A 25,860-nucleotide genomic window follows, 5' to 3' on the forward strand; every position below is an offset into this window, starting at 1 on the left:
CATCAATGAGTGGCTGTGACCAGCACTCTCGAAACACGCCCTAGGCGCCTGCCCATGCCCACGGCTTGGAAGCAGTGAGGGCACCCTCCGTCCCTCGGCGGAGAGCGCCCTCTTCAACGATCAGCCGTTGCTGATGTCGCCAAACGATGACACCGGGGACGCCAGCTCGATCAGCGTGCCAGATGCACCGGTGGCCACTGCCTTTGATTCGGCGTCGTACATGATCGAGCCCTCCGTCGCGGACCGGTCGGACGAGGCCGTACTCGCCGCGGTCGGCGGGCTCGTAGGCGCCGTTCTCGGGGCTGAGTTCAGGAGTTGGGAGTCCAGGAGAACACCACAATTCCGCGGTGGCCGGCTTGGCCGCCGGCCCCACGGCGGCGAAACTGAACGTGGTGGTGCGGTCGGGAACGGTGAAATAGCCGCTTTCGGTGAACGTCTGCGTCTTGTAGCTCGGGGCGCCGCCTGCCAGGCCGGGCGGAGGCACGTTCGCGGCGACTGCCGGTACGGAACTACCAGCTGCCAGTAGTCCCGCACCGGCAGCCAGGGCGGCGACGGTGCGGCGGAGCACCCGGCCAGTGGCACATGTCACGAGAGAAGGCTTCTTCATGTGGCACATCGTTGAGCTGGCCTCCCCTCTTCGCTGACGCTCGTTGGCAAACCACCTGATCGAGCGGCTGGACACCCTGCCCGCCAACTGGGACACCGGGCCCCGCCGAACAAGCGCTCATCCGCTACGCGCGCGATGTGTGAGCGGGCTACCCCCGGCACAGGGCGTCATGCGCGAGATCGAGTGCGCAGCCGCTGTGCTGTTGACCAGGGAAAATGGCATTACGCCCATAAGACCGGACAACCACGGTAAACAGCGGGGCGAAGTCAGCTCTCGAAGTACTCGGTGGCGCCTTGATCACGATGGCGGACTCGTAGCGGATGAGGGCGGTGGGATCGACGCCTCGCCCGCCGCACTGGGACGTACCTCCATGTGGGGCGGCCTGGGCGGTCGGGATGGTGCTTGCGGGAACGGCGGCGACGGCGAGCGAGACCGCGGCCGTGCCGGCGCGAGGCCGGCGCAGGAGGGTTCGCGTGCGCGGGAGCAAGGGCCGGGGCTACTGATCGTGCACGTTCGACGGGCCGGCGCCGAACATGGTGTTCCTCTCGTTTCGTCGTGGTGATCGGATCGGGCCACTCGGGTCCTTGCTACAGGTTCAGGACGACCTTTCCGGCAACGGTGCCCGACTCGGCCAGCCGCAGGGCGTCGGCGACGCGGGTGAGCGGCAGTTGCGCGGCGATCTGGGCTGTGACCTCGCCGCGCTGGAGGGCGGCGAAGACCTGGGTGAGGTCGGTGCGGAGGCGGGCGCGGAAGCGGTTCTTGGCCAGGGCTCGGCCGGCCCAGACATTGAAGAAGTACGCGCGGCGGCGGTTGGGCAGGGCGTTCCACAGCCACACCCGGCCGAGCAGCTTGAGGACGGGCCATTGCTTGGAGCCCTCGTCGTCCCGGGTCGAGGCGCTGCCGTAGGAGACGAGCGTGCCGCCGGGGGCGAGGAGGCGCCAGGAGTCGATGATGCCGCGGCCGCCGACGTGGTCGAAGACGGCATCCACCCCAAGGGGGGCGAGTTCGCGGATCCGTGCGGCGACGTCGTCGGTGCGGTAATCGACGGGGACGACTCCCCGTTCCCGCAGGGCGTCGTGGTGGCGCACGGACGCCGTGCCGATCACCTGCGCGCCTGCGGCCTGGGCGAGCTGGACCAGGACCGATCCGACGCCACCGTTCGCGCCGTGCACCACGACGGTGTGCCCCGCACGGACGCGGGCCTTGCGGTGCAGCATCTGCCACGCGGTGATGCCGTTGACGACGAGGGTCTCCGCCTCCGCCGCACCGATTCCGTCGGGCACGGGTACCACGTCCGCCGCGTCGACGAGCACGTGACTGGCCCAGCCACCGACCTTGATCAGCGCGGCGACCCGGGTGCCGGCCAGGCCCTGCTCGACCCCCTCGCCGGTCGCCAGCACCGTACCCACGAGGTCGTAGCCGGGCACGAACGGGAATGGCGGCTGGTCGTAGTAGCGGCCACGCCGCATCTGCTGCTCGGCGAAGGAGACGCCGGTCGCCTCCATCCGGATCACGACCTGGCCCGGACCCGCGGCGGGTACGGCTCCATGCCGGATCTGAAGTCCTTCGGGCTCGACCTTGCCCGGCAGAACGACCTCGACGAGTCCTTCGGCGTTCATGGCGACCTCCACTGCGTTCCAGATCTGGTTACTTGGCTTCTCGTTCGTTAGAAGTTGTAACTCAATGCCCTGGGGAGAGTCAATAGCTTTCGTGATAGCATCTAACTAGATGCGCGGATGCAGCCGCAGCGGTGCGGAAAGGTAGCAGGCCAGTGACGGAACAGGTCGCGAAGACCCCGCGTGCGCGCTACCGCGCCCAGGTGCGTACGGAGATCAAGCAACGCGCGTGGGACCAGATCGCCACAGCGGGCGCGTCCGCGCTCTCCCTCAACGCGATCGCCAAGCAGCTGGGCATGAGCGGACCCGCGCTGTACCGGTACTTCGGCGGCCGCGACGAGCTGATCACCGAGCTCGTCAGGGACGCGTACCGAAGCCTCGCCGACACCTTCCGCGCGGCCTCCGAGGCCGGTGCCGATGTGACCGCGCTGGCGCACGCCTTGCGGGGATGGGCCCTGCAGGACCCCCAGCGTTACTTCCTCATCTACGGCACGCCCGTGCCCGGTTACCAAGCGCCCGACGACACCACCGCGATCTCGTCCGAGATCATGGCGACCTTGTTGGACGCCTGTGCCGCGCTGCCCTTGGACGGATCGGCGACACCGTTCGACGCGCACCTCGAAGACCACCGGGACTGGGCGGACAGCCATCCCGCCCCGCCCGCGGCCCTCCACCGGGCCCTGACCTTCTGGACCCGGCTGCACGGCGTCCTGTCCCTGGAACTCGCCGGCCACTTCACCGGCATGGGAATCGACCCCGCGCAGCTCTTCGCCGCCGAGCTGGACGACCTGACGGGTGCGCCGGCGAACTGACCACACCACGCCCGGCCTTGGTGCGTGCCCACGGCGTGCCCTTCAGAGCGGGCAACCACGGTCAACAGCGGCGGGATCGCGCACCTGCGAGACTGCGGCCCCGAGCACGTATTCGCAGGTCATGGCCAACCTCACCGCGCAAGCGCCATCGCTTCCCAAGCTGAGAGCGCGAGTTCGATTCTCGTCACCCGCTCCAGAGAGAAACCCCAGGTCAGTGGCCTGGGGTTTGTTTATTGTCTAGGCCAATCTGGGGGTTGCGCGCCCTCTGCGCGCCCTAAGTGCAGACAGGCACCTCGGACGCGATCGGGCGCCACTCCGGGCGCTCAACCCCTCATTCATCTCAAACAGCGAGATGCATTTCATGTGACCTGCCCCCATAAGAGGTCCGATGGTCGGCGACGTCACGTTCGAAAAATCGCAGTTCAGGCTCAGGCGCTCGACGGTCGGCCGATACTGCGCTTGATCTTGGCCACGGGTGCTGGCTGGATCGAGGGTCTGGTGTCGCCATCCGCCGGGGCACCTGGAGCCGGGGAGGGGTTGTCGGTGCGAGGCGCGGACGTGGTGGTGGCGGGGGCGGGTGTGCTGGGCCGATCGGTGGCGTTCGCGGTCGCCTCGGCGCACCCGCCGGTCCGGGTGGTGCTGGCCGGGGACCCGGCGGGGGCCGGGGCCTCGCAGGCGGCGGGGGCGATGCTCGGCGTACTAGGAGAGGTCACGGACCACGGCGTACGGACCCGCCACGGGCGCCTGCGCATCGAACTGGCTGTCATGGCAGGCAAGTTGTGGCCCAGCTGGCGGGAACGTGTCCGTGCGGTCGCAGGTCCTGCCTCACCGGCGCAGGACGGCTTCGGCAGCGGCACCTTCGTGATCCTCAACGCGGTCTCGTCCCGCTTGGACGAGGCGTCCTTCGCCGCCGTCGCCGACGCAGCGGCCGCTCACGGTCTGGGCTGCGAGCAGACGGACCCGGCTGAAGTGCCCGGCTTCCGTCCGTTGGACAACGACCGTGCGCTGCGCGCCTGGTACCTGCCCGACGAGAGGTTCCTGGACGGGCGGGCCTGGCTGGACACCCTCGACGCCGCCCTGACCGCGCTGCCGAACGTCATCCGGACCGGCCCCGGCGCCCTGAGCGCCCTGACCGACGGCGGCTACCTCCTCGCCACACCGGAGGGGTCCTTCCGTGCCCCGCAGGCCGTGGTCGCGGCCGGTGCCTGGGCCGGTCGGCTCATCGAAGCCCTCGACCCCGAACTCCCTGTGCTGCCCGTGGTCTCCGCCGCCGGCACCGCCGTCACCGTGGCCGCACCACAGCCCATGCCGGCCGTGGTCCGCACCCCCAACCGGGCCTACGCCTGTGGATTGCACACCGTCCCCCAGCAGGACGGATCCTGGTACGTCGGCGCCACCGCCCAGCCCGCTCTGAGCCCGGCCCCCGCCCCCACGGCCGGGGCACTACGGTTCCTCCTTGAGGCAGCCCTCGGCCAGCTCGACCACCAGCTGGCCACCGCGTCCCTGCTGCGCACCCACCACGGCAACCGGCCCCTCAGCCTCGACGGCCACCCTTTGATCGGCCCCACCCTCCGCGCGGGCCTGTGGGTGGTCTCCGGCACGCACCGTGACGGTCTCCACGCCTCCCCGCTGATCGCCACCGCCCTCGCCGAAGCCCTGCTGGCCCCGACCGGCGCAGCTGACCAACTGCCGGGTCCGCTAGCCGCGTTCCCCCCATGCCGGGAACCGATCACCGACCTGACCGCCAATGAAGCAGCGGCACAAGCCGCGAACCACCACGCCGCGCTGGCGGCCGAGGCCCGGATGCGCCCGCCCCTGACCGGAAACTGGCCCAGCCAGCTCTCCGAGTCGTACAGCAACCTGATGGATCGTGCGTACGCGGCCATGCCTGACGGCTACGTGCCGCCTCCCGACCTTGCCCCCCTGGCCTACGAGAAGACCGGTCCGGCCCTGGCCGAACTCGCCGCAGCACACCTGCAGCGCTGCCGACGCGCGGGCCACAGCGGACGGCCACCGGCATGAACCTCGTGGACCGTGAAGGGACGGATGACGCCTTGGCCACCTCCCTCACTTGCCTTCGGCGCGGATCAGTCGCGGCCGACGTCTCGTGGAGGCCATGGCCTGTCACAACCACCCAGTTGGCCTGTCCTGCTGGTCAACAAGGTTCCCTTGCCGACCGATCCTCGGTGGGACGAGAGCGTCGAGCCTTTCCCCAGAAGACCGATGAAGATCTCGGGGTCGGGCGGTGGGGTTCGTTTCGAGGGACGGCCGTGATCACGCAGTGAGGGCGTAAGTTCGCTGGTCGGGGGGCGGGGGGCGGGCAGAGACGCTCGTGCTCGCGGGCGGTGTGGTAGCGCCAGCAGGGGTTGAGGTCCCCGTTGGAGACGACGGCGCGAAGTCGCAGGACGGCTTCGGCTTCCGGCAGGCTCCAGTGAGCGCCGGTGATGTCCATCCGGCCCTTCAGACAGAGCCGCGCCCATCCCCGATGACGCAAACGAACTCGCCACGCGAACGCCCCCGGGCACACCTCGCCCCCGGTAACACAAACGGATTCGGGCGCGCTGGTTAACGCGCGTAGCGCAGGCCCGCGCGCATGCCGCGCACAGAGTCAAGTTTCAGCCAGTCAACACCCATCCCCCACCTATTGATCGGTAAGCACCCAACCCTCTTGAGTAATGCGGGAGTCAGGATTTCGCAAGGCTTCTTGTTGTCGCGTACTCAACAAAGCGATGGTCGTCGCGGGCCGCCGCCCCCACCGGTCACCCATCGGTGGACCCCCACACCCGCAGGCCTCTGTCCACCACTTCCAGGAGGCTGTACCTTGCGTACGACCAACCCCAACTCCCCCCACATACGAGGCAGATGGGCCCGGATCGGTTCGGCCGCCTTCGGCGCCGCCGCGCTCGTCGTCGCCGGACTCGGCACCGCCGCCCACGCCAGCGCGGACACGGCCGCCACGAGCCACAAGGTGAGCGCCAAGGCGATCGCCGCCCAGGTCGCCAAGGCCCACGTGCAGTACACGCGGGCATGTGGCGCCACCCCGAAGAAGGGCTACGCCGCCTGCAACGCGCTGCGCGTCACCGGCGGCACCACCGCCTTCATGGAGAAGCAGGCGGCCCTGAAGGGCATCGCGCCCAAGACCATCAAGCCGAACGCCTCCTCCGCCTCCCCCACCGGATTCGGCCCCTCGGACATCCAGTCGGCCTACGGCCTGGCCTCCGCAGCCTCCTCCAACGGCTCCGGCGAGACCGTCGCCATCGTCGACGCCTACGACGACCCGAACGCCGAGGCCGACCTCGCGACCTACCGCTCGCAGTACGGCCTCCCGGCCTGCACCAGCGACAGCGGCTGCTTCAGCAAGGTCGGCCAGGACGGCTCGTCGTCCAACCTCCCCACCGCCGACAGCGGCTGGGCCGGTGAGGAGTCGCTCGACCTCGACATGGTCAGCGCGACCTGCCCGAACTGCAACATCCTCCTGGTCGAGGCGAACTCGGCGAGCGACGACGACCTGGGCGCGGCCGTGAACGAGGCCGTCGCCCTCGGCGCGAAGTTCGTCTCCAACAGCTACGGCGGCGCCGAGTCCGCCTCCGACACGACGTACGACTCCGAGTACTACAACCACCCGGGCGTCGCCATCACCGCCAGCGCGGGTGACAGCGCCTACGGTGCCGAGTACCCGGCCGCGTCGCAGTACGTGACCGCCGTCGGCGGCACCGCCCTCAAGACGGACTCCAGCAGCCGCGGCTGGACCGAGTCCGTCTGGCACACCTCCAGCACCGAGGGCACCGGCTCCGGCTGCTCCGCCAACGACCCCAAGCCCAGCTGGCAGACCGACAGCGGCTGCTCCAACCGCATGATCGCCGACGTCTCGGCCGTGGCCGACCCCGCCACCGGCGTCTCGGTCTACGACACCTACCAGGCGAGCGGCTGGAACACCTACGGCGGCACCAGCGCCTCCTCGCCGATCATCGCGTCCGTCTACGCCCTCGCCGGCACCCCGGGCAGCGGCGACTACCCGGCCCAGTACCCGTACGCCAAGGCCGGCACCTCCGCCCTCAACGACGTGACCAGCGGCAGCAACGGCTCCTGCTCCACGTCGTACTTCTGCACCGCCGGGCCCGGCTACGACGGCCCGACCGGCTGGGGCACCCCGCAGGGCACGTCCGCCTTCAGCGCGAGCTGAGTGACGCCACCACACATCACGCACGGAACGACCGCCCCGTCGGGTCACGGGGAGCCGCCGGTGTGAGGGGGACGTGGGGTCCCCTCGGCGGCGCGGAGAAGGAAAACGGGTCACGGCAGCCGGCCGCGGCCCGTTTTCCCTGTTCTGCCTTGGTGCGGCTCGGTTTGAGGGACGTTGATCGCGAGGAGTTCCCGGCCACCGAGCGGCGGGGCGGCGAGATCGCGCTGGAGATCCTCCAAAGCCGGGCCGAGCAAGCCGCCGACGCCCTCGAAGCGCGGGCTGACGCGAAGGAACTGGACGGCCGGCGGCGCTTCGGGGCGGACAAGGCGGTCGGCTACCTGCGGGCCAAGCCCCCTGCCTCGGAGACGACAACGCGCTCACCGAGGGCCGGCCGATCGCCACCGGCGTGATTGAGGGGCGTGCCGGCACCTGACGAAGGACCGGATGGACATCACCGGCGCCCGCTGGGGCCGGCCGAAGCCGTGCTCAAGCTCCGTGCGGTGGTCAGAAACGGCGACTTCGAGGAGTACTGGGAGTACCACGCGCAACGCGAGCACCTGCGGGTTCATGCAGTCCGCCACCGCGACGCCCCCGCACTCGCCGCGCGACGATGTTCTTCGCTCCGCCGACCCGATCATCCTGTACCGCGGCAGGTACCGCCCTCGCCCAGGACCTCAACCGGCTCCGCAGAACCCCGCCTGCTGCCCGCCCCGCACGCCGCTGGTCGCATTCTCCGAGGACTGAGACAAGGCAAGGGCTGGGCTTGCGCCGCAGCAGTGCGACGTGGCCCAGCCCTTGTCGGCCAGAAAGCGCCGCCGTCAGAAGGCGCCGGTGCCGTTGGGTGTGCCGAGACCGGTCGGCCCGTCGTAACCCGGACCCCCGGTGCACAGGTAACTGCCTCCGCAGAAGCCGTTGCTGCCCGAAGTGACGTCGTTGAGTGCCGAGGTGTGGCTGTACGGATACGAGCCGTCAACGACTTGAGAGGTGTTCCCGGCCAGTGCGTAGACGCTCGCGATGATCGGCGACGAGACGCTGGTGCCTCCGACTTCGACCCATCCGTCGGCACCCTGTGCGAGACCGAGTTGAAGCTCGGTGTCGCACAACAACGCGCCGCCGCAGCTGTTGTACGTGTCGTAGACCGCTACCCCGGTGTTGGGGTCGGCGACCGCGGACACATCGGCGACGGCGCGCTTGGCACACCCGGAGTCGTGCTGCCAGGACGGCTTGGCCTCGTACGCAGAGCAGCCCGAGCCCGCGCCGCTCCAGGCCGTCTCCGTCCAGCCGCGCGAGTTGGACGCCCTGCTCAGCGAGGTGCCGCCCACGGCGGTGACGTACGGGGAGGAGGCCGGCCAGGAGACACCGTAACCGGAGTCACCCGAGCTCGCTGTGATCGCGACGCCGGGGTGGTTGAAGTGCGAGTCGACGGAGGTGATGGTGTTGTCCTCGGACCCACCCCAGCTGTTGGAGACAGAGACGACGCCCGATGTGGCGGCTGCGGTGTCCTCGGCCGTCATGAGATCCGGGACATTGGCCGAGTTCGCCTCGACCAGGAGGATGTGGCAGCCAGGGCATGTCGCCGAGACCATGTCGAGATCGAGGCTGATCTCCTCGGCCCATCCGTAGTCACCAGAGGGCAACGGCGATGCCTGGCCGCTCTGGTTCACCTTGCGGAAGCAGCCGTTGGCGGTGGTGCACGACGGCAGACCGTAGGCGCTGCGGTAAGCGGCCAGGTCGGACTCGGCGTGCGCGTCGTCCATGGCGTCGACGATGGCCACCGTGCGACCGGATCCCGAGGTACCGCCCAGGTTGTAGGCGGAACGCAGATCGGACGGCACGTACCCCACCGTGGTCGGGGACCCGGTGGTGAACGGAGACAAGCGGCCCGAGGCGGTGCGGTGGGCCTTCATGACGCCGAAACAACGGGCCTGCCCCGCTTGCAAGGGATGGACGCAGCCGAAGCCCGTCGTACTCGCGGAGGCGGACGCGCGCGGTGCGGACGAGAGAGCGGCGGCCTGGACGCCGGTGGCCAGGCCGATGGTGAGGGCAGTGACGGCGAATGTGAGCAGCGCGGTGAGGGCCGCTGCCATCCGCCGCACCCGGCGTCTCGTTTGGTGGCGGTGGATCACGAAGGATCCGGAGGGTATCTCGCTGCGCTGCATCAAGCCTCCGTGCGGTTTGAGGCGGTTCGGAAGGGCCACATGACCAAAAGCAGCGTTGACAGACGGCATGTCAGGTCAACTGCGGGCCGGATGGTTTCACCATGCGGCCGCCCTCTTGTGCTGGTCAAGGCCATGTCAATGCAGGTCTTGTGAGGTTGCCGCGGTCAGCGAGTGAACCGCCGTTCATGCCGGCGCGTCCGCGGTAGTGCTCACTACAGGACAACGAAAACGCCTGCACCACCTGTGGGATGAGGCCCCACCCAGAGCGAACTGGCGACCCTGTTCCGCTTCGACGGACAGCATCGGCGTGGTGGTCAGGCTGCGCATGCGGTCTCGTATGCGGCGGGACTGCGACAGCCGAGGCCGCTGTGGAGCCGGTGCAAGTTGCACCAACCAACCCTGACCCCCGACGAGGCGGTCGTACGGGACTTCGCGGACCGAGTGGTCCAGATACAGGACGGGCGGGGCCATCACCTGCCCACCGACCCAGGAGGACTCACGCGCTCGGCCCAGCAGAGCCCAGGGTGAGCCCATGCATGAATCAGCAGTCATATGGACATGGGTTTCATTTCCATCTAGCCTGGCGTGCATCCATTCGGCGGGTGTCACAGGAGGTGGTCTGCGGTGAGTGGCCGGATGACACGGCAGCGCAGAGCGGTCACGCGCGCACTCGCGGGCTACCAGGACTTCGTGTCGGCCCAGGAGTTGTACGCCCTTCTGGTGGCCGGCGACCACGCGATCGGGCTGACCACCGTCTACCGCGCCCTACGTGAGCTGGAGGCGGACGGCGGTGTGGACGTCGTACGCGAGGAGACGGGCGGGCGGCTGTACCGGCTGCGCCCCACCGACGGGCACCGCCACTACCTGATGTGCCGTGACTGCGGCCGCAGCCGGCCGGTCGACTCCGAGGTCGTCGAGGAGTGGGCAGGCCGGATCGCCGCCGACACCGGCTTCGCCGCGGTCGAGCACACCGTCGAACTCACCGGTGTCTGCCCCGACTGTCCGCCCCACACGGGCGGATGCCGGCCGTCCGGGGAGCAAGGATCCGGGCACGAAGGATCCGGCCGTGAAGGAGAAGAACCGCCATGCCACTGGGATCGCGCCCCGGGCCCTCGGGGCCCAGTCCGCAGATGCGCGAGCTGAAGGAGGCCGTGCGCACCCTGCTCGGACTCGACGACGACACTGCCGTCGTGGTCCGCCAACTCGCCTGTACCGAACCGGGCTGCCCGCCGCTGGAGACCGTCGTCGCCGTGCTGCCGATGGAGGGCGCGGCCCGCCGCTGGACCCTGCACCGCCCCGCCGACCAGATCACCGAGGGCGACCTGCGAGCCACCCTGCTCGCCCCTGAACAGCATGACTAGGAGACTGACTTGACCACCCTCGATGCTCGCGATCAGCGGGTCCCCGTCACCGTCCTGACCGGCTTCCTCGGCTCCGGCAAGACCACCCTCCTCAACCGCGTCCTCACCGAGAACCACGGCCTGAGGATCGCCGTGATCGAGAACGAGTTCGGTGAGGTAGGCATCGACGACGCCCTCGTCCTCGACGCCGAGGAAGAGATCTTCGAGATGAACAACGGCTGCATCTGCTGCACCGTGCGCGGGGATCTCATCCGCATCCTGGGTGCGCTGATGCGGCGCCGCGAGAAGTTCGACCACATCCTCATCGAGACCACCGGCCTCGCCGACCCCGCACCCGTCGCGCAGACCTTCTTCATGGACGACGAGATCGCCTCCCAGCTGCGGCTGGACGCCATCGTCACCCTCGTGGATGCCGCGCACGTTCTCCAACACCTGGACGCGGTGAAGCCGCTGGGTGTGGAGAACGAGGCCGTCGAGCAGATCGCCTTCGCCGACCGGGTCGTACTCAACAAGACCGACCTGGTCGACGACGAGACCATCGTGCAGGTCGTCCGCCGTATCCGGGCCGTCAACGGCGGGGTTCGGATCATCCCTGCCGAGCACGCCCGCATCGACCTGCACGAGGTGATGGATGTCGGCGCGTTCGACCTGGAGCGGGTACTCGCCGACGACCCCGCCTTCCTCACCGAGACCGAGCACCAGCACGACACCACCGTCACCTCGGTCGGCATCGAGCTGGAGGGCGAACTGGACGAGGACCGGCTCAACGCCTGGCTCGGCGCCCTGCTGCGCACCAAGGGCGTCGACCTCTTCCGCTCCAAGGGCGTCCTCGCCATCGCCGGAGCGCCCAAGCAGTACGTCTTCCAGGGCGTCCACATGCTGCTGGACGGCACCTTCGGACGCGACTGGCAGGAGGGAGAACCCCGCACGAACAAGCTGGTGTTCATCGGCCGCAACCTCGACCGCGAGGCCCTCGAACGCGGCTTCGCCGACTGCCTGGCCACAGCGGGAGCCGCCGCGTGAGTACGACGGTTCAGTCCCCGCTCGCCTGGGAGGCCGGCGTCGACGACGCACCCGTCGCGCTCAGTGCACGGGGCGATTTGGTCGCCGTCGCCGGGGCCGAGGGGACGGTGACGGTCCTCGACGCGGCGATGGGCACCGAGATCGGGGCGTTCGAGCTTCCCGGAGGCGCACTCACGGTCGCGCTCTCCCCGGATGCCGGGCACGTCGTGGCGACCGGCCCCAGGGGGTACGCGCTGTGGCGCCGCTCCGACGGGCGCACGACGGTGCGGGCGAGGTCAACATCGACGCCGCCCTGGTCCGCGGTGGCGAGGCTGCCCTGTCGCGCACCGAGGAACGTCTCGCCGAGATGGCCAACGGCTGCATCTGCTGCGCGGTGCCGATGGCCGATCCGGACGGTGGATTGTGACGGGAGCCTCCCGGTGAAGCACCTCCCGGATTCCGGACCCGCGCCGATAATGACCTTGTGCGCTCGCTGGTCAGGAATTCCATACTGCCCCTGACGCTGGTCATCGTCGGGACGGCCGCGGTGGTGCGCGACGCCGCGGAGAACCCCCATGCAGCCAGAAGCAGCGGGCGCAGCGCTTTCGGCAAGTCCGGCGAGCCGGGCCAGTCCCCGCAGGGCCAGGACCAGGACCTCCCCGCGACGGCCCCGGCCAAGGACGGCAACGCGTACACCCCCCGCAGGACCGAGGAGAACGCCCGGATCGGCGCGGTCTTCGAGAAGGACGACCAGGGCGCCCACTTCTGCACCGCGAGCGTGGTGCGGAGTCCGGGCCGGAACATGCTGATCACCGCGGCCCACTGCGCCTTCGACCCCGACTCCGGACAGCCGCTGAACGACCTGGTCTTCGCCCCCGGCTACCGCAACGGCAACGAACCCACCGGCCTGTGGAAGGTCAGCAAGGTGGTCGTCGACGACCGCTGGGCCAAGTCGCAGGACGAGGACCTCGACGTCGCCTTCCTCGCCCTCGACCAGAAGGACGGCAAGGACATCCAGGACGTCCTGGGCGGCAACACCCTCGGCATCAACCGCGGCTTCGACCACAAGGTCAAGATCACCGGCTATCCCACCAGCCATGACACCCCGATCTCGTGCCAGAACCGCACCACGAAGTTCAGCGACACCCAGCTGAGCATCCAGTGCTCCAGCCTTGAGGACGGGACCAGCGGCAGCCCCTGGCTCGCCGACTACGACCCCAAGACCCACACCGGCACGGTCATCGGCGTCCTGGGCGGCCACGAGGGCGGCGGCGAGCAGGACGATGTCTCCTACGCCGCGTACTTCGACGACGACATCGCCAAGCTCTACCGGCGCGCCCAGGACGAGGACTGAGCCCAGCTCATCCGCACCCCGCTCACGGCGAAGGGCCGTGGCGGCGAAGCGTGCCGGGTAGGGGCCAGGCGCGCGGCCCGGAGCTGACCCTGGAGGGTTTCGATGGCCTCTTCCGTGGTGGCTCACTCTGCTGACCAGCCTGAACGCCCCTCGGGACCGATGGTGGCGATGCTCGTGCTGAGACCCCGCACAGCCGTTCCCGTACTCTTCCTCAGAGCCGCCGGGCAGGCCCGGCTCCGGAGGGGGTTCGGACAACCGCGAGGGAGACGGCATGGGAGCCACTGACCGGCAGAGTGCCGGAAACCGGAACGGGGTCGGGCACCCTCCCGGAACCAGAGGCGGTCGTGCGGGCGAGTACGGCCACGACTACGAGTACGGGAGTCCTCCCGAGTCGATACCTCACCCTGGCTACGGACCCGATGCCGACACGGGGCACGTTCCCCCTCCGGCCATGAGCGGCCATGGGCACGCCCCCATGATGGGCAACGGGCCCATCACGGTGACCGACGCCAGACATGGCTCCGCCCACGGTCCTGGAGCGGACTCCGACGATCACGGACACGCGCACCCCCATGGACACAGCCACAGTCACGGTCCTGCCGCGCCGGTCTCCCGGCACCTGCGCAAGGTCATCGCCGCGATCCTGATTCCCTTCACCGCAGCCGTCATGGTGGGGCTCGTGGTGCTGTGGCCGGGCGGGGCGCCGCCCCACAAGCGCACCGGTGTCGGCTTCGACCAGCAGACCCAGCAGGCGACGGTCACCCAAGCCGTCGAGGTGAGCTGCAAATCGGTGAACGCCTCCGGCGAGACCCCGACCGGCGACACCTCCACCGCCGAGGGCAACTCGGCGCAGCAGGAGGCGAACGGCACGTGCCACAAGGCCACGATCCACGTCGACACCGGCAAGGACAAGGGCCGTACGTTCACCGAGATCGTGCAGCCCGACCAGGCACGGCAACTGCACCAGGGCGAGAAGGTCGTAGTCGCCTATGAACCCTCCGCGCCCAAGGACCTGCAGTACTCGGTCACCGATGTGAACCGCCGATTCCCCATGTACCTGCTCGCGGGGATCTTCGCGCTCGCCGTCGTGGTGGTGGGCCGGCTGCGCGGTGTCATGGCGCTCGTCGCGCTGGCCATCAGCTTCATGGTGCTCAACTTCTTCATCCTGCCCGCGATCCTCCAGGGCTCGGACCCGCTGCTCGTGGCCGTGATCGGGTCCAGCGCCATCATGCTGATCGCCCTCTACATGTGCCACGGCCTGTCCGCCCGTACGTCGGTGGCCGTGCTCGGCACACTGGCCTCACTGGCGCTGATCGGCATTCTCGGCTCACAGTTCATCGGCTGGGCCGCCCTCACCGGCAACACCGACGACCAAACCGGCCTGATCCACGGCCTCTATCCGAAGCTCGACATGAGCGGCCTGCTGCTCGCCGGCGTCATCATCGGCTCACTCGGCGTCCTGGACGACGTGACCGTGACCCAGACCTCGGCCGTCTGGGAGCTGCACGACGCCAACCCGGCAATGGGCTGGCGCGGGCTGTACCGAGCGGGCATCCGCATCGGCCGCGACCACATCGCCTCCGTGGTCAACACCCTCGTCCTCGCCTACGCCGGCGCCGCGCTGCCGCTGCTACTGCTCTTCTCCATCGCCCAGAGCGGCGTGGGCACAGTCGCCAACAGCGAACTGGTCGCCGAGGAGATCGTACGCACGCTGGTCGGATCGATCGGCCTGGTCGCCTCGGTCCCGGTCACCACGCTCCTCGCCGCCCTGGTCGTCTCGGCAGACCGGCCCGGCCCGCAGACGGAATCGGCGACTGCGGGCGCGGCGGCGAATGGCCGAGCGGCTGCGGGCCGGGGCGGACGTCGGCGGAAGCGTTGAGCGTCCAGTGGAAACTCGCCGAGATCGTCCACGAGGCCGATCTCGACGACGAACGCTACGACGCCCCCGAGGCACCCGGCCTGGACGTCGTCCTGCGCGGCCTGTCCATGATCTGCGACGACGACCGGATCCTGGAGCTGACCGGTCCGCTCTTCGACGGCCTGTACGAATACCACCGCCGAGCCACCCTCATAGGGCGAGACCTCTCCTGAGCGCCCGCCAGCCGGTCACTGCCCACCGGTCGGCAGTGACTTCACTCCGCTGCGCGAACAGCACCGTGCCGCCGCCGATCAGCCGACATGTGTCCGACGAAGCCGCCGTGCAGCGGCTCGTGCCCGGAGCCGCCGCCTGACACCAGGCCGACCTTCCCAGGGGTCGGTCCGCCCGTGCGGGCGATGTAGCGGTCGGACGTGTTGACCATCAGTGACGGGTGCGCGGCGGCCACCCCGACGAGGGCATCGGCAAGTACCTGGTCGGGCGAGTTGATGAGCTTCTTCATGGTTCGGGCGCCTTCTTCTCAGGGCAGCGACGGCTGGCAGCACTGCTCCACGAGTCGCCATACCTCTTCGGGGGTTTCGCGGGTCAGGGCCACGGCGGCGAGGGAGGCGCAGGTGTCGTGGCGGAGCCGGCGGATGCGGGCGCGGACCTCGTCGAGGGCGGCGGGGCCGACCGAGAGGCTGTCGCAGCCGAGGCCGATGAGCAGGGGGGTCACGAGGGGGTGGGCGGCTGCGTCGCCGCAGACGGAGACGTGACGGTCGTGGCGGTGGGCGGCGGTGACGACGCGGGCGATGGCGTCGAGTACCGCGGGGTGTGCCGCCATCGCGGGGGTGGCGGTGGGGTCGCGCCGGTCCAGTCCCAGGATCTGACAGGTGAGGTCGTTGCTGCCGATGGAGAAGAAGGAGGCTTCACGGGCAAGGTCGTCGGCGGCGGCGACCGCTTCGGGGAGTTCCACCATGATGCCCAGGGGCGGCGCCGGTACGCCGACTTCGGTGGCCGCTGCTTCAAGAAGGCTTCGGCAGGCGCGCAGTTCGTCGACGCTCGCGACCATGGGGATCATGATGCGCAGGTCGGTGTCGGCTCCGGCGCTGAGCAGGCTGCGGAACTGGTCGGCGAAGGCATTGGGCTGGGCGAGCATCAGGGGGAGGCCGCGGCCGATCCGTGCGCCCTGGAGGCGGGCGAGGAACGGCGGCAGTTTGTCGTCGGCGAAGTCGAGCGTACGAGCCGTGACCACCTGCCCGGCGAGAGCGCGCAGGACGGGGACGAGGGTGGCCGCGTGCTGGTCGCGGGTGGGCCAGGCGGGATGGTTGAGGAAGGGCAGTTCGGTGCGGAGCAGGCCCACACCCTCCGCGCCCGTGGTCACGGCCGCGCGGGCCTCGGCCGGGGTGGCCACATTGGCCCGCAGCACGATGGGGTGCTGGTCGAGTGTCTCGGCGGGCAGGTGACGCTCCTCGGCGAGGGCGAGCCTGCGCGCGCGGGCGGTCTCCATGGCGTGCAGGGCCCTGGTGCGTTCCTCGTCATCCGGGTGGGCGACCGCGCTGGCCTGCTCGGCGTCGAGCAGGACCTCCTGGCCGTCCGGCAGTTCGAGCAGTTCGGGGTCGATGCCCAGCAGGAAGGGGATGCCCAGCGAGCGGGCGACGATCGCGGCGTGCGAATTCGGGCCGCCCGTCACCGAGATGGCGGCTGTCACCGTCTGGCCGGGTTCCAGCAGGTCGGCGGCGCCGATCTCGTGGGCGACCAGGACGAGCGGCTGGTCGGGGGCGGGGCCGGTCTCACCGTGGAGGTGGGCCAGGACGCGGCGGCCGACCTGCCGGACGTCCGCGGCGCGTTCGGCGAGGGTGGGGTCGTCCAGGGCGGCGATGGTTGCGGCGTAGGCGTCGATGGCCAGCCGCACGGCGACAGGTACGGGCTCGCCGTCGTTCGCCCGCTTGACGGCGTGGTCGCGCAGGTCCTGGTCCTGGGCGATGTAGCTGTTGACCTCCATGATGTCGGCCTGTTCGTCCTTGCCCTGTTCGCGCAGCGAGGTGGACAGGTCGAGCAGGCGGGCAGCTACGGCGTCGAAGGCGTCGGTGATCTGCCGCGTGGGGTCGCCGCCCGCGCGGTGGGGCAGCGCCGTTCTGGTGAGTGGCCGGTCGGTGCGGTGGACGACGCCGAGGGCTATGCCGGATGCGGCGGCGTGTCCGGTGTAGGCGCGGCGTTCGGTCATCGCTCCCCCAGCGACTCGGCGCGGGACCCAAGCGTCTCGGCGAGGGCGCGGAAGACCAGGGCGGTGGAGGTGGCGCCCGGGTCCTGATGGCCGATGCTGCGGGCGCCGAGGTAGGAGGCGCGGCCCTTGCGGGCCTGCATCGGGGTGGTGGCGCGCATGCCCTCCTCGGCGGCGTCGGCGGCGGCCACTGCCGCTGCGGCCAAGTCGGCTCCGGCGTCGGCCTGTTGCTTGAAGGCGGCCAGTGCGGGGGCATAGGCGTCGATCATGGTCTTGTCGCCGGGTGCGGCCGCGCCGAGCTTCTCGATGCTCGCGAGGCCGGCGGCCAGCGCGGCGGCGACCTGCTGTGGGTCGGGGCTCGGGGTGTCCAGGGCCTTGCCGATGGCGCGGAAGGCGCCGCCGTAGAGCGGTCCGGAGGCGCCGCCGACGGTGGAGATGAGGGTGGTGCCGGTCTTGACCAGTACGGCCCCGACGGTGTCCGGCTCGTAGTCGGCCAGGGCCGTGACGGCGGCCGAGAAGCCGCGGTGCATGTTGGCGCCGTGGTCGGCGTCGCCGATGGCCGAGTCGAGCTGGGTGAGGTGGTCCTTGTGCTGGTCCACGGCGGCAGCGATGGCCTGCACCCACGTGCGGGCGAGGTCGGTGTCCACGGAGTCTCCGTTCATGGTCGGTACGGGGCTGGTCGAGCGTTGGGTGAGCCGGGGGCGGGGGGGGAGACGCGAGGGGTGCGATCCGGGCGGGCTTGGCAGCGGGAAGGCCCCGGCCCGGCCCTCGCGTCGCGCGTGGCCCCGCCCCCGGCTCGGTTCAGATGCCCCAGCGCAGCGCCGGGGTGTTCACAGGCGCGTCCCACAGGGACAGCATGTCGGCATCGGCCTTGCACACGGTGAGAGAAACACCCGCCATGTCCAGGCTGGTCACGTAGTTGCCGACGAGGCTGCGGGCGACGGCCACGCCCTTGTCCCCGAGTACGGCGGCAACCTCGTTGAAGACCACGTACAGTTCGATGAGCGGGGTGCCGCCCAGGCCGTTGACCATGACGATGGTCTCGTCGCCGGCAACCATCGGCTGGTCGGCGAGGATCGCGTCCAGCGCCGTTGCCACGATGTCCTTGGCGGGGCGGAGCTTTTCACGTCGGCGGCCTGGTTCACCGTGGATGCCGACGCCGACCTCCATCTCGTCCTCGGGCAGGTCGAATCCGGGCTTGCCGGAGGCGGGGGTGGTGCAGGCGGTCAGCGCCACCGCGAAGGACCGGGAAGCGGCGTTGACCCGCTTGCCCATGTCGGCGACCTCCGTGAGGCTGCCGCCCTGCTCGGCGAGTGCTCCGGCGATCTTCTCGACGAAGACGGTGGCTCCGGTGCCCCGGCGCCCGGCGGTCCAGGTGGAGTCCTGGACGGCGACGTCGTCGTCGACCAGGACGGTCTCCACGATGATGCCCTCCTCGGCAGCCAGTTCGGCGGCCATCTGGAAGTTGAGGACGTCACCCGTGTAGTTCTTCACGATGAACAGCACGCCCGCGCCGCCGTCAACGGCCTGGGCCGCGGCCAGCATCTGACCGGGCACGGGCGAGGTGAACACCTCGCCGGGGCAGGCTGCGTCGAGCATGCCCCTGCCCACGAAGCCGCCGTGCAGGGGCTCGTGCCCGGAACCGCCGCCGGAGACGAGGGCGACCTTGCCCGGCTTGGTACCCAAGGCGCGGGCGATCACCCTGTTCTCCGCGTCGACCTTCAGGCCGGGGTGGGCGGCGGCGATCCCGGACAGCGCCTCGGCCAGCACCGCTTCAGGGGCGTTGATCAGCTTCTTCACGACAGGGCTCCTTCAGCGGCGGCGACCGGCTCGGCCGTCACATCCGTGGTGGCGGCGATGCCGCGACTGGCGTTCAGGGCGACGTACAGGAAACCGGCGGCAACCGCACCCACGACGTCGCCGATCAGGTAGACCGGCAGCTGGTTCCAGTGGACCGTGCCGTTGAACACCTGGCCCACCAGCATGGGGCCGACGACACGAGCGGGGTTGATCGCGGAACTGGTGGCGGGTCCGACGACCATGATGACGGCGAACACCGCCAGGCCGATGGCGAGTCCGGCGAAGCCGCCGGCCGAGCGGCGGTCGATGGCACCGAAGACGACGAAGGCGAGGATGGCGGTGCCGACGGCCTCGGCGAAGAAGGCTTGGCCGGCGCCGACTTGGGTGCCGTAGTTGGCGATGCCCAGACCGACGGTCACGGCCTGGTGGCCGAGCACCCCGATGATCGCGAGGGCTCCAAGGACCGCGCCGACGACCTGGGCGGCTATGTAGCCGGGGACGTCCCGCCAGGGCATCTTCTTCGTCGCGGCGAGCGCGAGGGTGATGGCCGGGTTGATCTGGCAGCCGGAGATGTGGCCGATCGCGTAGATCATCGCGATGACGACCGTGGCGAACGCCAGCGAGATCATGCCCAGGTCGGCGAAGGTGAACGGGGCCTTGCCGTTGACGATGAGTGTTGCGGGGACGGAACCGACGCCGATGAACACCAGCATCGCGGTGCCCAGCATCTCGGCCACAAGCTTTTGTGGGTAGGTGTTTTCTTCCATGGAAGGCGCCCAGAGCCGGACGGCGGCTTGGGCGTCTCACCTCCTCCGCGGGGAGCGGGCTGTGAAGGGAGGTGGCCGCCAGGTTCATCAGGGTCGGGGCAACCTGGCGGCCGCTCAGGGGGAAGCCGGGCGGATCGAGTGTCCGGCTGGCCAGCGCGTTCATCATGGATGAACGTTGTTCGGGAAATTAAGGCCGCGTTTCCGGCCTGTCAAGAGGTTCGGCAGACGCTCGCGTTCCGCCGACGGTTCCGCCGTCACGAAGAAGGCCCCCGGCGGCGTGCGGGGGGCCTGGATCAGGTGGCGGGCGAAGGAGCGGCCGACCGTCACCGAGTTGCGGGGACGGGTCAGGTCATCGCGGTGCGTGCGGCTGTCCCGCGGGGGGCGCCCAGGTCGCGGGAGAGGTTGCGGGCGGTCTCCCGGACGGCGACCGCAAGCTCCTGACGTGCTGATTCGGCCAGCACGCGCTCGACGGGGCCGACGATGCCGAGAGCGCCGACCACGACGCCGGAGCGGTCGAAGACGGGGGATGCGATACCCGCGTCACCGATGGCGGATTCCTGGTCCTCGATCGCATAGCCCGTCCTGAGGACCTCCTTCAGCTGCCCGGCCAGCTCCTCCGGGTCGGTGATGCTGGCGCCGGTGAGCACTGCCGGCTCACCCGCGAGCAGCCGCTCGCGCTCGCCGGCCGGAAGGAAGGCCGCGATGGCCTTGCCCAGGGCGCACGTGCTCCACGGGATGCTGGCGCCCACCTCAAGGATCTGCACAGCCCCCTCGGGCCGGAAGGCGTGGTGCACGACCATGACGTGGTCACCGGTGAGCACGGCCACCCAGACCGCCTCGTTCGCCCGGTTCGCCAGCTGGTCCGCCCAGGTCAGCGAGCGGGTGCGCAGCTCCTGGGTGTCCAGGTAGGCGTTGCCCAGCTGCACCAGGTCCGGGCCGAGCTGGTACTTCGAGCTGTCCCGGTCCTGCACCACCAGCCCCTCGGCCTCCAGCGTGCGCAGCAGCGCGTGCACGGTCGGCTTGGCCACGCCCAGGCGGTCGGCCAGCTCGGTCACTCCGAGCCGGGGCCCGGTGGACGCGAGTTCCCGCAGGATCTGCACCGCCCGCTGTACCGCCTGCACCATCGAATATTTCTCCCTGGTTCACTATTGATGAACAGCGTTCCGAGATTTACGGTACTTGTTCATGAGCGCATCTGTCGGCATCGTACTCGTGTCCCACAGCGCCGAGCTCGCCGCGGGCCTTCGCCTGCTGGTGCAGCAGATCGGCTCCGACACGGTCCCCCTCGCCACCGCCGGAGGAACCGACGACGGCCGGATCGGCACCAGCTACGACCTCGTCCTCGGCGCCATCCGCAGCGTCGACCGGGGCCAGGGTGTCGTCGTCCTGCCGGACCTCGGCAGCTCCGTGCTGACCGCCCGCACCGTCCTGGAAGACCATCCCAGCCCCGACGTGCTGATCGTCGACGCGCCCTTCGTCGAAGGAGCCGTCGCAGCCGTCGTCACCGCCGCATCCGGCGCCGACCTCAAGACCGTCGCCGACGCCGCCAAGGAGGCCCGTCATGTCCACAAGCTCTGAGACCACCACCACGACCACGACGACCGTGTCCACGCACGAGACGGCCGTCGTCCTGCCCGCCAACCTCCACGCCCGGCCGGCGGGTCAACTCGCCCGCGCCGCAGCGACATTCACCAGCGCCATACAACTGCAGTACGCCGACCGGACGGTCAACCCGACCGGGGTGCTCGCCGTCATGGGGCTGGGCGCCACCGCCGGCAGCAGCGTGACCGTCCGCGCCGAAGGCGACGACGCCGAACAGGCCGTCACGGCGCTGGTCCACATCCTCGCCAACGCCGAGTAGCCCGGCCGCCACCAGCGGCACGAAACCAGCCGCCGCGTCCGCCATGAGAAGCCAAGACCAGTGGAGGTGGCCGAGGATGGGCGCCCCTGCCACGAGCACGTCCGACGCCCCGGTGGACCCGCCCGCGCGGGTCGAACACGTCTGCCCGCTGCTGCCGCACATCCCCGAGGCCGTCTGCGCCGTACGCCGACGGGCACGCACCGTCCTCGCCCAATGGCGCGTGCCCACCCCGACGGCCGACGCCGCCCTCCTGGTGATCTCGGAGCTGACCACCAACGCCATCGTCCACGCACTGCCCCCGGCAGTGCTGCGGCTGTCCCTGCCCGGGACCGGCAGCCGCCGCGCCCTCCGCATCGAGGTCACCGACGCCGGACCGGTACCTCGACGACACCCCTCGCACGACAGCCCCCACCCCGCAGAACACAGGGAAAACGGCCGCGGGACCGACATCGTCGCGGCCCTGGCCGCACGACACGGAATATCCCACCACCCCGAGAGGACCACCCGATGGGCCGACCTTCACATGGGGGTTTGACGCTTCATGGAGGGTGGCCGCCTGCTCACTCGGTTCCCCACGCCGAGTGGCTGGCGCTCAGGCCGGGATGACGCCTGCTTCACAACCCCGTTCGAGTACGGGAGAGATGACCTCCAGCCAACGCAGCTCTCGGGCGCACGCTCCGAGAGTGCCGGCTGCCTCGCCGCGGTGAGAGGCCGCCGGTACCTGATGCGCTTGGCTGCAGCCAAGCGAGCAGCTGCGGTAGGGGAGCGAACCAGTCTCCCTCAGGTGCTCGGGCGGAGCCGGCGGCACCGGAGCCGATGCCGTCCGCGCCCGACTGGGCATGACTCTGCGCCACACCATTGACAGTCCACTGACAGATTCACTACGGTCCCTTCCGTTAGGAAACTTTCCTAACGGCGTACAGCACGAACACACACCGGCAGGCTTCAGCGCCACCGTCGCATGCGGTGTCCCGGCATCACTGCTCGACCCGCTCATGGGCCCGGACGGCGATCCCTCCGGTGCCCCGGGCAGGGGTCAGCCGCGCGTCGAGGCGCCGCCCACCCGCATCGCCTGGTGCTCCCGACCACTCGGCGCGGACGCGAACCCCCCACATCCAAAGCGAGGTTCATCCGCATGACCTCTTCAGCACGTCGCGGACGCACACTTCACCAGACCCCTGCCGTCCTTCCGTAATACGAAGGCCGCGCGCTCAGCCGGACAACCTGCTCTTGTCGCCCCGCCGTAACTTCCCCGCGGGGCACGCCGCCCGCCCTGCAGACGACGGGCCGGCATCCCCTTCGGCAGCTATGCCGTCCGCGGCTCACATCCGCCGCTGCCACCTCACCGGCCACCGGGCTCGGTTACCTCGAACGCGCGCTGCCGGAGCCCATGTCCCCCAGGATCCAAGGAGGTTCCATGCGCCATCGTCTCATGCCACCGCTGCTCATGGCCGCGAGCGCCCTGTCGCTCGCCCTCATCTCACCGTCCGCATCGGCCACGACCGGCACCCCCGACGTGAGCGGCCATCTCCACAGTGCCCGGTCCTCCGAGAGCCAGACCGTCAACGTCAATGTCACGTCTTACGGTTACAACGACAACGACGACGGCAACGGCCACTACGGCACCGCGCAGATCGCCTACCCGCAGATCCACAGCGAGGCCACCGAAGACCTCGGCACCTACGATCAGCCGTCCACCTTCGCCACCGACCCCGGCGAGTTCGCTCCCGGCACCCGCATCTACGTCCCGTACCTCCAGAAGTACTTCATCATGGAGGACGGGTGTGCGGAATGCAGCTCGGACTGGCAGAACGGCATCCACCACGTCGACCTGTGGATGGGGCCCGCATCCATGCAACCGGAGCCCGCGCTCGACGACTGCGAGGGATCGGTCACCCAGAACGCCGACATCATCGCCGACCCGGACCCGGGGCTGCCCGTCGACACCACCCCGCTGTTCTCCGACGGACAGTGCACGGCCGTCCACCACTGAGCCGTCCGGCACCGGAGGCGCGTGCCGTTCCGCGGCGCCGCCGGTGACCGGCCAACTCACGTGCCACAACGCATGGTTCGCCGCAGCCGAGCACCTGACGCCCTTGGCAAGGGCGTCTCCGTGGTCGCCGGCTCAGCGGCGGCCGCACCGGCCGGGGCGCCGATCGTGGCGCCCCACTCCGTGCTCCAGGCCCTCCGCGTCCGACCACCGCCGCCCCTCCCGGTCCAAGCCCGACGGGCGGCGGCCCCGGCCACTCCACTCGGCCGAACGTGGCCGCCCATTGGGCCCCACCGTCCTCGGACCGCCTACGCTGACACAGGAGTGTGCATCTGCGATCCGACGTGCCGGGGGACATCCCGCACCCGCAGGTGCAGCGCCGCGACGGAGCAGTCGAGCCCCCGCGCGGCCTCCCCGCGTGGGTTCGTGCCCTAAGCGTGCCCACAAGACCGGACTACCAGAGGCGCGCCACGGATCGTGGTCTCGGCGGTTCTCGGCTGCCTGGGCGTGACGGTCCTGCTCCGGGGGCGAGTTCGTGAGCGGTACGGGACTGCTGGTGCTTCGACCGCATAGGTTGACCGGTTCGGTCAGACTGCCGTGGCGAGCGGGCGTCGCCCCGGCGGATGCCTTTCCCGCCGCGGATACGGACGCGTTCGCGTCGTTGGGCGGCGAGGTCGTCGGGGTGGCGGGCCTTGGTGTTGCGCCGGCGCAGGCAGGCGTGCAGGGCCTGGGTCTGAGTGGTCACCGGCGCCTGCTTCTGGCGCCTCCGCCGCCACCGCGACTGACCAGCCTGGGGCAACAGCGGGGCGGTCGAAGCCATTGACACCGACTTCGACCGCCCCACGGGAGTCTGCGGACATGCCCCGGCCGCCTGCCCGGCCGCCTGCGCTGTCCGCGGCTCGCCGGCGTGTGCCGATGCGGCGCGGTTCTCGGTGCGGCCCGGCACGCCGAGCCCGTCGGCCGGGTGGGCCGGCCGGGCGCTGTGCGGTCTGTCAGCCCAGGTCCGCCAGGAGGGCGTTCAGTTCGCTCTCCTGCTGCGCCGGCGACATCGGCGGGTTCGAGTGGTCGATACCGAAGGTCTTGAGTACTTTGTCCATCTGGGCGTCGATGGAGGTCCAGCCGGTTCCGTCCAGCGGCTGCAGCGAGGCCTGATCGGCGTCCCACAGGTCACGCAGTGACTGGGCGGCCGCGTGGGCCCCGGCCGCGTTCCCCGAGCGCGCGTCCTTGAGCGAGGTGGATGCGAGGGTCCGCAGCGCGCCGACCTTCGCGGGCGGGAAGTTCTTCACCGCCTGGCCGGGAGCCAGTTGGACGGCGGAGGTGGTGTCGGTCTCCGGCGCCGGGCCGACGTGCGGCTGGCCGTGGGCCCAGACCAGCAGGCCCGCGGTGGCGACGGCCAGCAGTCCGAAGCCGGCAAGCGCGATGCGCTCCTTGCGCGGGTCGCCGGCGACCCGCGCGGCGTGGGCCGCCTCGTGGGTCTCGGTCACATCCGAGCGCGTCACCGTCAGGTAGACCACCGTCGCCAGGATCAGGCCGAGGAAGATCAGGCTGGTGGTGAACGTGCCCAGCGCGAGACCGGTCGGGTCGCCCGGGTTCTGGGCGACCTTGGGGGAGGCGAGCCAGTCGCCGATGTTCGCGCCCAGCGGGCGGGTCAGGATGTAGGCGAGCCAGAAGGACAGCACCGGGTTCGCGCCGAACCTCCACAGCGCCGTGATCGCCGCGATGAGGCCGAGCGGCAGCAACACGGAGACACCCGGGCTCCAGCCGGTCAGCTCCAGAGTCCAGTCGCCGGTCGCGGTGCCGAGCGCGAAGGTGACCAGGACAGTCAGCCAGTAGAACGACTCCCGCGAGAGCGTGGTGACCGAGTGGATCGACAGCGTGCGCTCACGCGCCCACCACACGCCGAAGACCACCGCGAGCAGCACCGAGAAGACCGCGGAACTGATCCACAGCGGCACGTTCAGCTGGTCGGTCAGGATGTCGGTGTACAAGGTGCCCGTGACGCTGACAACGACCACGGTCAGCCAGTAGGGGAAGGGGACGTACCGCTTCAGCCGCAGCTGGACGGCCAGGACGACCACGAAAACCCCGGTGAAGATCCAGGCCGTGTTCACCAGACCGACGCCCAGCTGGGTGTTGATCCAGTCGGCGAAGCTCTCACCCACCGTCGTGCACAGGACCTTGATCACCCAGAACCAGATGGTGACCTCGGGGACCTTGTTGAGCATGAGCCGCCCGCTGCGCGTGCGTGCCTCCGTTGTCGTTGTCATGC

At 70.1% G+C, this 25,860-nt stretch carries 22 protein-coding genes and 3 pseudogenes; 15 read left to right on the forward strand and 10 right to left on the reverse strand.

Going from position 1 to position 25,860, the window contains the following annotated elements:
• Nucleotides 1–1,194: 1,194 nt before the first annotated feature.
• Nucleotides 1,195–2,226 (reverse strand): medium chain dehydrogenase/reductase family protein, encoded by a 1,032-nt coding sequence (locus tag AV521_RS42635; protein ID WP_076097116.1) that lies wholly within the window; start codon nucleotides 2,224–2,226, stop codon nucleotides 1,195–1,197.
• A gap of 152 nt (nucleotides 2,227–2,378) precedes the next feature.
• Between AV521_RS42635 and AV521_RS42640 the strand changes: the two genes are divergently transcribed.
• The 4 genes from AV521_RS42640 to AV521_RS42655 all read left to right on the forward strand — a co-directional run bounded on the left by AV521_RS42640 (nucleotide 2,379) and on the right by AV521_RS42655 (nucleotide 7,628).
• A complete protein-coding gene (locus AV521_RS42640) occupies nucleotides 2,379–3,035 on the forward strand; it encodes a TetR/AcrR family transcriptional regulator (RefSeq protein WP_076097027.1) in 657 nt (218 codons plus the stop codon).
• A 543-nt stretch (nucleotides 3,036–3,578) separates the two neighbouring features.
• Nucleotides 3,579–5,057 (forward strand): FAD-dependent oxidoreductase, encoded by a 1,479-nt coding sequence (locus AV521_RS42645; RefSeq protein WP_179023828.1) that lies wholly within the window; start codon nucleotides 3,579–3,581, stop codon nucleotides 5,055–5,057.
• A 799-nt stretch (nucleotides 5,058–5,856) separates the two neighbouring features.
• Nucleotides 5,857–7,218 carry a S53 family peptidase gene (locus AV521_RS42650; RefSeq protein ID WP_076097030.1) on the forward strand — a complete coding sequence of 454 codons (1,362 nt, stop codon included), beginning with the start codon at nucleotides 5,857–5,859 and terminating at the stop codon, nucleotides 7,216–7,218.
• Between the two features lie 164 nt (nucleotides 7,219–7,382).
• Entirely contained in the window at nucleotides 7,383–7,628 is a 246-nt protein-coding gene (locus AV521_RS42655; protein WP_143658746.1) for a hypothetical protein, read from the forward strand.
• A gap of 408 nt (nucleotides 7,629–8,036) precedes the next feature.
• On the opposite strand, the gene AV521_RS42660 is transcribed toward AV521_RS42655, so the two are convergent.
• A complete protein-coding gene (locus AV521_RS42660; protein WP_256725945.1) occupies nucleotides 8,037–9,305 on the reverse strand; it encodes a S53 family peptidase in 1,269 nt (422 codons plus the stop codon).
• A 696-nt stretch (nucleotides 9,306–10,001) separates the two neighbouring features.
• Here AV521_RS42660 and AV521_RS42665 point away from each other — a divergent pair.
• From AV521_RS42665 to AV521_RS42695, 7 genes and pseudogenes are all read left to right on the forward strand, one after another.
• Entirely contained in the window at nucleotides 10,002–10,520 is a 519-nt protein-coding gene (locus tag AV521_RS42665; protein WP_371917113.1) for a Fur family transcriptional regulator, read from the forward strand.
• Nucleotides 10,508–10,738, forward strand: coding sequence for a hypothetical protein (locus AV521_RS42670; RefSeq protein ID WP_256725946.1), 231 nt, complete (start codon nucleotides 10,508–10,510; stop codon nucleotides 10,736–10,738). Before AV521_RS42665 ends, AV521_RS42670 begins: the two co-directional genes overlap by 13 nt.
• Nucleotides 10,739–10,747: 9 nt before the next feature.
• On the forward strand, nucleotides 10,748–11,761 hold the full coding sequence (locus tag AV521_RS42675; RefSeq protein WP_076097039.1) for a GTP-binding protein: 1,014 nt from the start codon (nucleotides 10,748–10,750) through the stop codon (nucleotides 11,759–11,761).
• Between the two features lie 235 nt (nucleotides 11,762–11,996).
• Nucleotides 11,997–12,137: pseudogene (locus tag AV521_RS48930) on the forward strand (GTP-binding protein); the annotation flags it as partial.
• Between the two features lie 87 nt (nucleotides 12,138–12,224).
• A complete protein-coding gene (locus AV521_RS42685) occupies nucleotides 12,225–13,094 on the forward strand; it encodes a serine protease (protein WP_076097042.1) in 870 nt (289 codons plus the stop codon).
• A gap of 475 nt (nucleotides 13,095–13,569) precedes the next feature.
• Nucleotides 13,570–14,973 (forward strand): YibE/F family protein, encoded by a 1,404-nt coding sequence (locus tag AV521_RS42690; protein WP_371917114.1) that lies wholly within the window; start codon nucleotides 13,570–13,572, stop codon nucleotides 14,971–14,973.
• A complete protein-coding gene (locus AV521_RS42695; protein WP_218639416.1) occupies nucleotides 14,970–15,185 on the forward strand; it encodes a chromate resistance protein ChrB domain-containing protein in 216 nt (71 codons plus the stop codon). Before AV521_RS42690 ends, AV521_RS42695 begins: the two co-directional genes overlap by 4 nt.
• Before the next feature lie 56 nt (nucleotides 15,186–15,241).
• Here the strand turns inward: AV521_RS42695 and AV521_RS42700 are convergent.
• The 6 genes and pseudogenes from AV521_RS42700 to AV521_RS42725 form a co-directional block, all read right to left on the reverse strand.
• A pseudogene (locus tag AV521_RS42700) lies at nucleotides 15,242–15,472 on the reverse strand (dihydroxyacetone kinase subunit DhaK); the annotation flags it as partial.
• A gap of 18 nt (nucleotides 15,473–15,490) precedes the next feature.
• The gene (locus tag AV521_RS42705; protein WP_076097046.1) at nucleotides 15,491–17,176 is read right to left on the reverse strand and encodes a phosphoenolpyruvate--protein phosphotransferase; all 1,686 of its coding nucleotides are present in this window, start codon (nucleotides 17,174–17,176) and stop codon (nucleotides 15,491–15,493) included.
• The gene (dhaL, locus tag AV521_RS42710) at nucleotides 17,173–17,835 is read right to left on the reverse strand and encodes a dihydroxyacetone kinase subunit DhaL (RefSeq protein WP_107481177.1); all 663 of its coding nucleotides are present in this window, start codon (nucleotides 17,833–17,835) and stop codon (nucleotides 17,173–17,175) included. The genes AV521_RS42705 and dhaL overlap by 4 nt, the downstream gene beginning before the upstream one ends.
• A gap of 139 nt (nucleotides 17,836–17,974) precedes the next feature.
• The gene (dhaK, locus tag AV521_RS42715) at nucleotides 17,975–18,973 is read right to left on the reverse strand and encodes a dihydroxyacetone kinase subunit DhaK (RefSeq protein ID WP_076097051.1); all 999 of its coding nucleotides are present in this window, start codon (nucleotides 18,971–18,973) and stop codon (nucleotides 17,975–17,977) included.
• Nucleotides 18,970–19,740, reverse strand: a complete 771-nt coding sequence (locus AV521_RS42720; RefSeq protein WP_076097053.1) for an MIP/aquaporin family protein — start codon at nucleotides 19,738–19,740, stop codon at nucleotides 18,970–18,972. The genes dhaK and AV521_RS42720 overlap by 4 nt, the downstream gene beginning before the upstream one ends.
• 344 nt (nucleotides 19,741–20,084) lie before the next feature.
• Nucleotides 20,085–20,864 carry an IclR family transcriptional regulator gene (locus tag AV521_RS42725; RefSeq protein WP_076097056.1) on the reverse strand — a complete coding sequence of 260 codons (780 nt, stop codon included), beginning with the start codon at nucleotides 20,862–20,864 and terminating at the stop codon, nucleotides 20,085–20,087.
• A 61-nt stretch (nucleotides 20,865–20,925) separates the two neighbouring features.
• Between AV521_RS42725 and dhaM the strand changes: the two genes are divergently transcribed.
• From dhaM to AV521_RS42745, 4 genes are all read left to right on the forward strand, one after another.
• On the forward strand, nucleotides 20,926–21,318 hold the full coding sequence (gene dhaM / locus AV521_RS42730; RefSeq protein ID WP_076097059.1) for a dihydroxyacetone kinase phosphoryl donor subunit DhaM: 393 nt from the start codon (nucleotides 20,926–20,928) through the stop codon (nucleotides 21,316–21,318).
• Entirely contained in the window at nucleotides 21,302–21,601 is a 300-nt protein-coding gene (locus AV521_RS42735; RefSeq protein WP_079249687.1) for an HPr family phosphocarrier protein, read from the forward strand. Before dhaM ends, AV521_RS42735 begins: the two co-directional genes overlap by 17 nt.
• 76 nt (nucleotides 21,602–21,677) lie before the next feature.
• Nucleotides 21,678–22,136, forward strand: a complete 459-nt coding sequence (locus AV521_RS42740; protein WP_076097061.1) for an ATP-binding protein — start codon at nucleotides 21,678–21,680, stop codon at nucleotides 22,134–22,136.
• A gap of 882 nt (nucleotides 22,137–23,018) precedes the next feature.
• Nucleotides 23,019–23,594, forward strand: coding sequence for a hypothetical protein (locus AV521_RS42745; protein WP_143658747.1), 576 nt, complete (start codon nucleotides 23,019–23,021; stop codon nucleotides 23,592–23,594).
• Between the two features lie 610 nt (nucleotides 23,595–24,204).
• On the opposite strand, the pseudogene AV521_RS52445 reads toward AV521_RS42745, so the two are convergent.
• Both AV521_RS52445 and AV521_RS42755 read right to left on the reverse strand, forming a co-directional pair.
• Nucleotides 24,205–24,333, reverse strand: a pseudogene (locus AV521_RS52445) (IS630 family transposase); the annotation flags it as partial.
• Between the two features lie 250 nt (nucleotides 24,334–24,583).
• On the reverse strand, nucleotides 24,584–25,858 hold the full coding sequence (locus tag AV521_RS42755) for a hypothetical protein (RefSeq protein ID WP_076097066.1): 1,275 nt from the start codon (nucleotides 25,856–25,858) through the stop codon (nucleotides 24,584–24,586).
• Nucleotides 25,859–25,860: the final 2 nt, after the last annotated feature.

This window comes from Streptomyces sp. IMTB 2501 (assembly GCF_001953885.1).
Classification (GTDB): Bacteria; Actinomycetota; Actinomycetes; order Streptomycetales; family Streptomycetaceae; genus Streptomyces.

Excerpts from the sequence above, each read along its gene's own strand:
- AV521_RS42635 (WP_076097116.1), bottom strand. The coding sequence starts at position 2,226 with ATGAACGCCGAAGGACTCGTCGAGGTCGTTCTGCCGGGCAAGGTCGAG.
- AV521_RS42660 (WP_256725945.1), bottom strand. The coding sequence starts at position 9,305 with ATGGCAGCGGCCCTCACCGCGCTGCTCACATTCGCCGTCACTGCCCTC.
- AV521_RS42670 (WP_256725946.1), top strand. The coding sequence starts at position 10,508 with ATGCGCGAGCTGAAGGAGGCCGTGCGCACCCTGCTCGGACTCGACGAC.
- AV521_RS42690 (WP_371917114.1), top strand. The coding sequence starts at position 13,570 with ATGATGGGCAACGGGCCCATCACGGTGACCGACGCCAGACATGGCTCC.
- AV521_RS42705 (WP_076097046.1), bottom strand. The coding sequence starts at position 17,176 with ATGACCGAACGCCGCGCCTACACCGGACACGCCGCCGCATCCGGCATA.
- dhaL (WP_107481177.1), bottom strand. The coding sequence starts at position 17,835 with ATGAACGGAGACTCCGTGGACACCGACCTCGCCCGCACGTGGGTGCAG.
- AV521_RS42720 (WP_076097053.1), bottom strand. The coding sequence starts at position 19,740 with ATGGAAGAAAACACCTACCCACAAAAGCTTGTGGCCGAGATGCTGGGC.
- AV521_RS42725 (WP_076097056.1), bottom strand. The coding sequence starts at position 20,864 with ATGGTGCAGGCGGTACAGCGGGCGGTGCAGATCCTGCGGGAACTCGCG.
- dhaM (WP_076097059.1), top strand. The coding sequence starts at position 20,926 with ATGAGCGCATCTGTCGGCATCGTACTCGTGTCCCACAGCGCCGAGCTC.
- AV521_RS42735 (WP_079249687.1), top strand. The coding sequence starts at position 21,302 with ATGTCCACAAGCTCTGAGACCACCACCACGACCACGACGACCGTGTCC.
- AV521_RS42740 (WP_076097061.1), top strand. The coding sequence starts at position 21,678 with ATGGGCGCCCCTGCCACGAGCACGTCCGACGCCCCGGTGGACCCGCCC.
- AV521_RS42745 (WP_143658747.1), top strand. The coding sequence starts at position 23,019 with ATGCGCCATCGTCTCATGCCACCGCTGCTCATGGCCGCGAGCGCCCTG.
- AV521_RS42755 (WP_076097066.1), bottom strand. The coding sequence starts at position 25,858 with ATGACAACGACAACGGAGGCACGCACGCGCAGCGGGCGGCTCATGCTC.